This window comes from Williamsia sp. SKLECPSW1 (genome assembly GCF_054332755.1).
In genome coordinates this window covers 231,338-239,991 of record NZ_JBTGLI010000003.1, presented here as the reverse complement: position 1 = coordinate 239,991, position 8,654 = coordinate 231,338, and the positions used below count along the sequence as shown (strand labels likewise).

General features: G+C 70.5%; 10 protein-coding genes. 6 read left to right on the top strand and 4 right to left on the bottom strand.

Annotated features, from left to right (window positions below; genetic code table 11):
- Positions 1 to 290, bottom strand: a 290-nt coding sequence (locus ACXVUM_RS20515) for an arsenate reductase/protein-tyrosine-phosphatase family protein (RefSeq protein WP_458523777.1), incomplete at its 3' end; no start/stop codon positions are given.
- Entirely contained in the window at positions 287 to 1,006 is a 720-nt protein-coding gene (locus ACXVUM_RS20510; protein ID WP_458523776.1) for an HAD hydrolase-like protein, read from the bottom strand. The genes ACXVUM_RS20515 and ACXVUM_RS20510, both read right to left, overlap by 4 nt.
- Before the next feature lie 30 nt (positions 1,007 to 1,036).
- Here ACXVUM_RS20510 and cobC point away from each other — a divergent pair, with 30 nt between their 5' ends.
- The 6 genes from cobC (at position 1,037) to ACXVUM_RS20480 (ending at position 6,822) form a co-directional block, all read left to right on the top strand.
- Complete coding sequence (gene cobC / locus ACXVUM_RS20505; protein ID WP_458523775.1) at positions 1,037 to 2,128, top strand: Rv2231c family pyridoxal phosphate-dependent protein CobC; 1,092 nt, start codon at positions 1,037 to 1,039, stop codon at positions 2,126 to 2,128.
- A 56-nt stretch (positions 2,129 to 2,184) separates the two neighbouring features.
- The gene (locus ACXVUM_RS20500; protein ID WP_458523774.1) at positions 2,185 to 3,324 is read left to right on the top strand and encodes a Nif3-like dinuclear metal center hexameric protein; all 1,140 of its coding nucleotides are present in this window, start codon (positions 2,185 to 2,187) and stop codon (positions 3,322 to 3,324) included.
- A 50-nt stretch (positions 3,325 to 3,374) separates the two neighbouring features.
- A complete protein-coding gene (locus ACXVUM_RS20495) occupies positions 3,375 to 4,112 on the top strand; it encodes a zinc ribbon domain-containing protein (RefSeq protein ID WP_458523773.1) in 738 nt (245 codons plus the stop codon).
- Complete coding sequence (locus ACXVUM_RS20490; RefSeq protein ID WP_458523772.1) at positions 4,061 to 5,251, top strand: bifunctional RNase H/acid phosphatase; 1,191 nt, start codon at positions 4,061 to 4,063, stop codon at positions 5,249 to 5,251. The genes ACXVUM_RS20495 and ACXVUM_RS20490 overlap by 52 nt, the downstream gene beginning before the upstream one ends.
- A gap of 90 nt (positions 5,252 to 5,341) precedes the next feature.
- Entirely contained in the window at positions 5,342 to 6,214 is an 873-nt protein-coding gene (locus ACXVUM_RS20485) for an oxidoreductase (protein ID WP_458523771.1), read from the top strand.
- Positions 6,214 to 6,822 (top strand): TetR/AcrR family transcriptional regulator, encoded by a 609-nt coding sequence (locus ACXVUM_RS20480; protein WP_458523770.1) that lies wholly within the window; start codon positions 6,214 to 6,216, stop codon positions 6,820 to 6,822. Before ACXVUM_RS20485 ends, ACXVUM_RS20480 begins: the two co-directional genes overlap by 1 nt.
- Before the next feature lie 66 nt (positions 6,823 to 6,888).
- Here the strand turns inward: ACXVUM_RS20480 and ACXVUM_RS20475 are convergent, their stop codons facing one another.
- Both ACXVUM_RS20475 and ACXVUM_RS20470 read right to left on the bottom strand, forming a co-directional pair.
- The gene (locus ACXVUM_RS20475; protein ID WP_458523769.1) at positions 6,889 to 8,115 is read right to left on the bottom strand and encodes an SLC13 family permease; all 1,227 of its coding nucleotides are present in this window, start codon (positions 8,113 to 8,115) and stop codon (positions 6,889 to 6,891) included.
- Between the two features lie 19 nt (positions 8,116 to 8,134).
- On the bottom strand, positions 8,135 to 8,653 hold the full coding sequence (locus tag ACXVUM_RS20470) for a DUF1697 domain-containing protein (protein ID WP_458523768.1): 519 nt from the start codon (positions 8,651 to 8,653) through the stop codon (positions 8,135 to 8,137).
- Position 8,654 lies beyond the last annotated feature (1 nt).

Genomic DNA, 8,654 nt, shown 5'->3' with positions numbered 1-8,654 from the left:
AGCGCACGCCGGTGCCCGTCGTCGAGGGCGACGAAGAGGTCGGCGTCGTCGTGCTCGGGCCCCAGCACCGCAGCGGCGTGGGTGTCGTCGTAGCCGGCGCGGCGCAGCTCTGCTCGCGCGCGGTCGTCGGCGGGTTCGCCGACATGCCACGAGCCGGTGCCCGCACTGTCGATGCGCACGTCGTCGGCGAGGCCGGCCCGCTCGACCGCCGCGGCGACGATGCGTTCGGCCATGGGGGAGCGGCAGATGTTGCCGGTGCAGACGAACGTCACGTGCAGTGGCGTGCTCACGCGGGTGCCTCTTCGCGTGCACGATCGGCCGCGGGGGACAGGCCGAGGACGGTTCGCAGGTCGTCGACGGTGCGGACCGACCACCGCGCGTCGTCGACCTCACCGGGCAGCGAGTAGCCCCACTCGACGAACACCGCGGGGATCCCGAACTCCCCGGCACCGTGCACGTCATGCGACCGGTCGCCGACGATCACCACGTCGGTCACACCGTCGGGATGGGTGGCGTCGATGCCGAGCCCGGCCAGGGCGTGGGCCACGACGTCGCTCTTCGTGCGTCGGGTGCCGTCGTCGCTGGCGCCGGCGATGAACTCGAAGCAGTCGCCGAGACCGAAGTGGTCGAGGATGCGGCGTGCGGTGGTCTCGTTCTTCGACGTCGACACGGCGGTCCGTCGGCCGGATGCCCGCAGGTCCCGCACCAGATCCGCCATGCCGGGGAAGACGGCGTTCTCCTGCCAGCCGACGTCGGTGTAGCGCGCGCGATAGGCGGTCATCGCGGCATCGATGGCTGCGTCGTCCAGGCCGAGCGTCCGGAAGGTGTCCTGCATCGGCGGCCCGGCGATGCCGGCGACCACCGAGGCGTCGGGGGTGGGATGGCCGATCGTGGTCAGTGCGTGACGGAAGCTCGCGGCGATGCCGTCGAAGGAGTCGGTGATCGTGCCGTCGAGGTCGAAGAGGACGGTCGTGGACGGGGCGGCGGGGTCGGCGGGTGCGGTCACGCCCTCATTGTCCCCGTAGGCTTGGCCGTCGTGACGCCCGGAGTGACGCGCATCGGCGATCCCGGGCACACGTGCGCCACCACACCCCTCGCGGATCCGCTCACCCATCACGGCGACCGCGATGTCCGGCCCGGCATGCTCGACTTCGCCGTCAACGTCCGTGGCACCACGCCGGACTGGCTTCTCGAGCTGCTGCGCAGTCGCGTCGACGACCTCTCGACGTACCCCGGCGCCGACGACGAGAACGCCGCCGCCGAGGCCGTCGCTGCCGCCCACGGACGAGACGTCGACGAGGTCGCCGTACTCGCCGGTGCCGCAGAGGGTTTCGCGCTGGCCGCCGGTCTGCGTCCCCACCATGCCGTCGTCGTCGCGCCGTCGTTCACCGAACCCGAGCGGGTTCTGCGGTCGGCGGGCGTACCGACCAGCCGTGCGGTGCTGCCGCCGCCGTGGCGTCTCGACGACGCCGACATCCCCGCCGACGCGGACCTCGTCATCGTCGGTAACCCCACCAACCCGACGTCGGTGTTGCACGACGCCGAGACCGTCGCGGGGCTGTGCCGCCCCGGCCGGGTGGTCGTCGTCGACGAGGCGTTCGCCGACGTGACGCTCGCCCGGGTCGGCGGTGCGCTCGTCGACGAACCGCAATCGCTGGCCGGTCGCCGACTGCCGGGGTTGGTGGTGCTGCGCTCGGTGACGAAGACGTTCGCCGTGCCCGGTCTCCGGGCGGGGTATCTGGTGGGCGACGCCGACGTGGTCGCGCGGTTGGTCGCCCCCCGACCACACTGGCCTGTCGGGACCCTGCAGCTCGCTGCAGTCGCGGCCGCCGTCGGTCCGACCGGTCGTGCGCACGCGCAGGCTCAGGCACGAGCGGTGCGCACCGAGCGGACAGCGCAATGCGCAGCCCTGACCGACGCCGGGATCACCGTCTGCGGTGACCCACAGGCATCCTTCGTCCTCGTCCACGACCCCGACGCGCTGCGACGCCGTGACCACCTGGCCGATCGCGGTGTGGCCGTGCGTCGCTGCGACACGTTCCCCGGGCTGGGTGCCGACCACCTGCGTCTCGCGGTCCGGTCCGAGACCGACGTCGCAGCCCTGCTACGGGCCTGGCCGTTGGCCTGACCCGCGCCCACCGTTCCCGAGACATCGCACATCCACGACGAGAAAGGCGGATCACGATGGCCGCAGTCGGCGACCTGGTCGACCTGATCGAGGAGCACTACCCACCGCACCTCGCCGAGAGCTGGGACAGTGTCGGCCTCGTCTGCGGCGATTCCCTCGACACCGTCACCGCCGTGCTGATCTGCGTGGACGTCACCGACGCCGTCGTCGACCACGCCATCGCCCACGGCATCGAGCTGATCGTCGCGCATCACCCGCTGCTGCTGCGCGGGGTGGACACCGTCGGCGCCCACACCCCCAAGGGCCGCATCGTGCACCGGCTCGTCCGCGCCGGCTGCGCGCTGGTCACCGCCCACACCAACGCCGACATCGCCCGTCCGGGCGTCTCCGACGCGCTCGCCGAGGCACTCGGTGTGCTCGACACCCGACCGCTGCGGCCGACGTCGACGGCCGCCCTCGACAAGTGGGTCGTGTTCGTCCCCGTCGAGGACACCGACAGCGTCGCCGACGCGATGTTCCGTGCGGGTGCCGGTGCGATCGGTGACTACAGCCGCTGCCGCTGGCAGGTCACCGGCACCGGGCAGTTCCTGCCCGGCGACGGTGCGACGCCGCACATCGGGACCCGCGGGACCGTCGAGTCCGTGACCGAGGACCGTGTCGAGATGGTCGCGCCTCGCTCGCGTCGGGATGCGGTGCTCGCCGCCCTGCGCGACGCGCATCCGTACGAGGAGCCTGCCTTCGACGTCCTCGTCCAGGCGTCACTGGACGAGGACCGGGGTCTCGGGCGGGTCGGTCGACTCGGCGAGCCGACCACCCTGTCCGCATTCGCCGAGCACGTCGCGTCGTCGCTGCACGTCGCGCCGTGGGGTGTGCGTGTCGCCGGCGACCCCGACGCCGAGATCACGACGGTCGCGGTGTGTGGCGGGGCGGGGGACTCGCTGCTCGAGGCGGCGACCGCGTCGGGTGCGCATGTCTTCGTCACCGCCGACCTGCGCCACCATCCCGCCGACGAACACCTCCGAGCGGGCGGTCCGGCCCTGGTCGACGCCGGCCACTGGGCCACCGAGTTCCCGTGGTGCGCGCAGGTCGCCGCATTCGTCACCGCGCACGATCCGTCGCTCGTCGTCGAGGTCTACGAGACCCCGACCGACCCGTTCACCGTGCATGCGGCCGGTGACGCCGGCCCCGGCGAGTAGGGTCGCGAGTCTGCCGTGACGCCGAACCACCGAGAGGACCGCTGCCGTCGATGAGGGCTGATCCCGCCGCCCAACGCCTGCTCCTGGAACTGGCCGACGCCGACGCCGAGGTTGCTCGCGCCGCGCACCGCCGTACCACCGCCCCCGAGGTGGCCGCTGTCGACGAGCTGGTCGAGGCGTTGCGCGTCCACCGCGACGCAGCAGTCGCCGCCCAGATCGCCGCCGAGGACCTCGATCGGGAGGTCCGTCGGCTGGAGAACGAGATCGCGGTGCTCACGACGCGCGAGAAGAAGGACGCCGCGCTGCGGGACGGCGGGACCCTGCAGGGCAAGGCGCTGGTCGAGATCGACCACGAGCTGCGTGGTCTCGCGCGTCGTCGGGGTCTGCTCGAGGAGGAGCTGCTCGAGGTGATGGAGCAGCAGGAGGCCACCGCGGGCGAGGAACTGCGCTGCGGCGCACTGGTCACCCACACCGAGGAGCAGCTCGCCGAGGCGCGGGAGAAGGCCGACGGGGTGGTCGGGGACATCGACGTGCAGGCGACTGCTGCCGCCCGGCAGCGCGAGGGGATCCGCGAGCGGGTACAGCCGGAGCTGTTGGCCATCTACGACCAGCAGATGGCCCGGGGCCGCGTCGGCGCGGGACTGTTGCGGCAGGCCCGATGCGGTGCGTGTCGGATGGAGATCGACCGCGGCACCCTCGCCCGCTACGGCAAGGCCGACGCCGACGAGGTCCTCCGATGCGAGGAGTGCGGGGCCGTCATCGTCCGCACGCACGAGTCCGGGGTCTGAACGTGCGGGTGATCGTCGAGGCCGACGGTGGTTCGCGGGGCAATCCCGGCGTCGCCGGCTACGGGGCTGTCGTGTTCGACGCCGACCACGAGGCCGTGCTCGCCGAGCGCAAGGAGTACATCGGCCGGGCCACCAACAACGTCGCCGAATACCGCGGTCTCATCGCGGGTCTGGAAGCGGCACGCGACCTGGACGCCGACGAGGTGTCGGTGCGGATGGACTCCAAGCTCGTCGTCGAACAGATGTCGGGGCGCTGGAAGGTCAAGCACCCGGACATGATCCCGCTGGCCCAGCAGGCACGGGATCTGGTCGCCGAGTTCTCCCGCGTCGACTTCGCCTGGATCCCGCGTGCGAAGAACTCCCACGCGGATCGTCTCGCCAACGAGGCGATGGACGCGCAGGCCGAGGGTCAGGTCGCGACGACCCCCGCGCCGGCGCCGGCCGCCGAGCCGGCGCCTGCCGAGACGCCCGCTCCTGCCGCGACGAAGAAGGTTGATCCCGGCCCGGGATGGACCGGCGCAATGGGGAAGCCCACGAGGCTGCTGCTGGTACGCCACGGTCAGACGGCGCTGTCGGTGGACCGTCGCTACAGCGGACGCGGCAACCCGGAACTCACCGCTCTCGGTGTGCAACAGGCCGATCGGGTCGCGCACCGGATCGCGTCTCGCGGCGGTATCTCCGCGATCGTCTCGAGTCCGTTGTCGCGGGCCCGGACCACCGCCGATGCGATGGCCCGCCGGCTCGGCATCCCCGTCCACGAGGTCGAAGGCTTCACCGAGACCGACTTCGGCGAGTGGGAGGGCTTGACCTTCCTCGAGGCTGCGGAGCGCGACCCGGAACTGCACCGGTCATGGCTGTCGGACACGTCGGTCGCCCCTCCCGGCGGGGAGAGCTTCGACGCGGTCACCCAGCGCGTCCGTGCGGCGACCGATGAGGTGGTCTCGGAGTACGGCCCCGGCAACGTCGTCGTGGTCAGCCACGTCACGCCGATCAAAACCGTTCTGCGCCATGCCCTCGACGTCGGCCCGTCGATCCTGTTCAAGCTCCACCTCGACCTGGCGTCACTGTCGATGGCCGAGTTCTATGCCGACGGCGGCAGTTCCGTCCGACTCGTCAACGACACGAATCACCTGTCCTGACCGGGTTCTCAGCGCGCTGCGTGCACGACCACGAACGTCGAAAAATCGACGCACTGTCGAAAATAGTCATCGACGTGTAGATTTTTGGTCATGACCGAGCCATCGCAGGACCACGGCACCACACGCACCTGGCTGATCACCGGAGTCAGCAGCGGCCTCGGGAGAGCGTTCGCGGAATCGGCTCTGACCGCGGGGCACATCGTGATCGGCACCGTCCGGTCCCGCGACGATCTGATCGCGTTCGAGGCGCTGCGGCCAGGTCGCGCGCACGGTCGACTGCTCGATGTCACCGACGAACGCGCCACAGAACGGGTCGTCGACGAGATCGAGAAGACGGTCGGGGAGCTCGACGTCGTCATCGCCAACGCCGGTTACGGAGTGGAAGGCACGTTCGAGGAGACGCCACTGACCGAGGTGCGGAGACAGTTCGAGGTCAACGTGTTCGGCGCGATGGCGACCCTGCGGGCCGCGCTGCCCCACATGCGGCGCCGACGGCGCGGACACCTTCTCGCCGTCACCTCCATGGGAGGGCTGATGGCGGTCCCCGGGATGTCCGCCTACTGCGGCAGCAAGTTCGCGCTGGAGGGGATTCTGGAGGCGCTGGGGAAGGAGGTGGAGCAGTTCGGCATCCACGTCACCGCGATCGAACCCGGCTCGTTCCGAACCGACTGGGCCGGTCGCTCGATGGCGCGCGTCGAACGCTCCGTCGCCGATTACGACGAACTCTTCGCGCCGATCCGCGCCAACCGACAGAAGGCCAGCGGCAACCAGCTCGGCAACCCGGCGAAAGCCGGTGACGCGGTCGTCCACATCACGGGCGTCCCCCGACCGCCGGCACATCTGGTCCTGGGATCGGACGCCGTGCGATTGGTGACGGGCGCCCGAGCCGCCGTCGACGCGGACATCGATGCCTGGCAGGACCTCTCGCGAACCACGGACTTCGCCGAGGGCGCTCAACTCTGATGGCGGAGACACGCGGTGCGGTGGGCCGCCGCGCCACCAAACGCAAGGGCGACCTGCGTGAACAGTCGATCCTCGACACGGCCGAGGAACTGCTGTCGAGCGCGGGCTACGACGCGATGACGGTGGGAGACATCGCTACAGGCGCCGGGATCACCCGCGGCGCCCTCTACTTCTATTTCGGATCCAAGGACGAGGTGGTCACCGCGTTGGTCGCACGGACGGTGAGGCATCTGTGGGATCGGTCTGAGGTGGCAGCACGCTCCGATCAACCCCGCGAGGCCATCACCGCCGCAATGCGCCGCACCGTCGAACTGTGGCGCGAACACGGTCTGATCATGCGGACCGCGATCGACATGTCACTGGCCGTCCCCGAGATCGGTGACCTGTGGCGCACCACTGCCGATCGATTCATCGCCGCGATCCACGCGGTGTTGGTACGCGCGGGTGTCCCCGACGGGAACGAGCCCGATCACGCTCCTGCGCTCGCTCGCACGCTCTGCTGGATGATCGAACGGAGCTTCTATCACGCATGGGTGTCCGGCGATCTGGAGCACGCCGCCGCGAGTTGCGAACACATCTGGATGATCACGGCGGGACTCGACCGCTGACACCGTTCGTCGTCCGGCGTATCTGTCGACGGTGCAGCGCGCATAACGCTTGTGAGCACTCGGGACTCAGGCGACGAGCCACAAAGCGGCCACCGCTGCGACGATCGACGGCGGACCGGCGACAAGGCCGAGTGCGGAGAAACCGGCTGCGGAGACGTGGACCCCGTCGCGGCTGACAATGCGACGCCACAGCAGGTTCGCGAGCGAGCCGACGTAGGTCAGGGTCGAGCCGATGTTCACCCCGAGGAGCATCGCGAGGATGGCGACGGTGGGGAAGCCCGACATCGCGGCGAGCAGCAGCAGCGTCGTGGGGATGTTGTTGATGACGTTGGCGACCACCGCACCGATCGCGGCCACACCCAGCAGCGCGGGCAGGCTGGTGCCGTTGGGGACGATTCCGGCGAGCCATCGACCGATCGAGCCGTCGGCGATCGCGGCGACGAGCACACCGAGCGCGAAGACGAACAGCAGGAACAGCGGGTTGATCGCGCGGACGACGTCGACGACGCCGGACCTCCTGCGCGCCATCGCGATCACCGTCAGCACGACGGCACCGGCGGTGGCGAACCACACCGGCTCCACCCCGACCTGCGACGAGAGGACGAACCCGACGAGCGTCGCGCCGAGGACACAGAGCGCAACGATGGGAGCGGGTCCCGGATCCTGCGGGTCGTGGTCGGGCACGTCGGCGATCTCGGCGCGGAACCACCAGCGATGCACCGCGTACTGGACCACGAGCGTTGCCGACCACGGCAGCGCCATGAGGAGGGTGAACCGACCGAATCCGAGTCCGGTCGCCGAGAACGCCAGCAGGTTGGTCAGGTTCGACACGGGCATCAGCGACGACGCCGAGTTCGCGAGGCTGATCGTCGCCACCGACAGCGGACGTGGTCGCACACCGAGCCCGCGGGTCACCGCGATGAGGACCGGGGTGAGCAGGACGACGGTCGCGTCGAGATTCAATGCGGCGGTCGTGACCGCAGCCCCGACGAACCCGAGCGCGAACAGTCGTCGACCGTTGCCCGCCCCGGCGCGCCCGATCTGCCGCGCGCCCCAGTCGAACACCCCGAGCACCTCGCAGGCATGCGAGAGGGCCAGCAGCGCAGCGAGTGTGGCGACAGTGGACGTCAGGCGGTGGATCTCGTCGAACGCCTGACCCAGGGTCACGGCGCCGACCGCGATCGCGACAGCGGCCGCGGGCACCGCGACCGTGGCCTCGGGAAGCCCGCGCGGGCGCCACACGGCGAACGCGAGCGCCACCACCATGAGCGCGACCGCGCCCGCCTCGACCATCCCTGTCGTCCCCGGTGCCTCAGCCCAGGATCTTGCGCAGGGTGCGCAGATTGCGGTTGGTGGTCGTCGCCTTGTACCGCGACCGGCCGAGCTCCTTGCCGAACGCGCTGGTGAGCGTCTGCTTCTGCGGCACCGACCAGTAGACGACGCCGTCGCCGCGCTCGACGGACTCGACGTCGGCGTCGATGCTGACACCGAGCAATTCGTCGAGGACGGTCTCGTCGGCGACGAACACGACGTAGGCGTGCACCCCGTCCTGTTCCCCGAAGGGGTAGGACTCGGTGACGGCGGCGACGTGCTCGGCGCGGTGCACGAAGGCGAACGCGTCGTAGCCGAACCGATCCGACAGCGCCGATTCGAGCTGCGACCGCAGGGCGGCGACGTCGTCGGAGTCGGAGGTGAACCGCACATTGCCGGTGGCGAGGACGGTCGAGACGTCGTCGTGGCCCAGCTCGGAGACGAGCGCACGCAGGTCCGCCATCGGGATGCGGATCCCGCCGACGTTGATTCCACGGAGAAGCGCGACGTACTCGGTCACC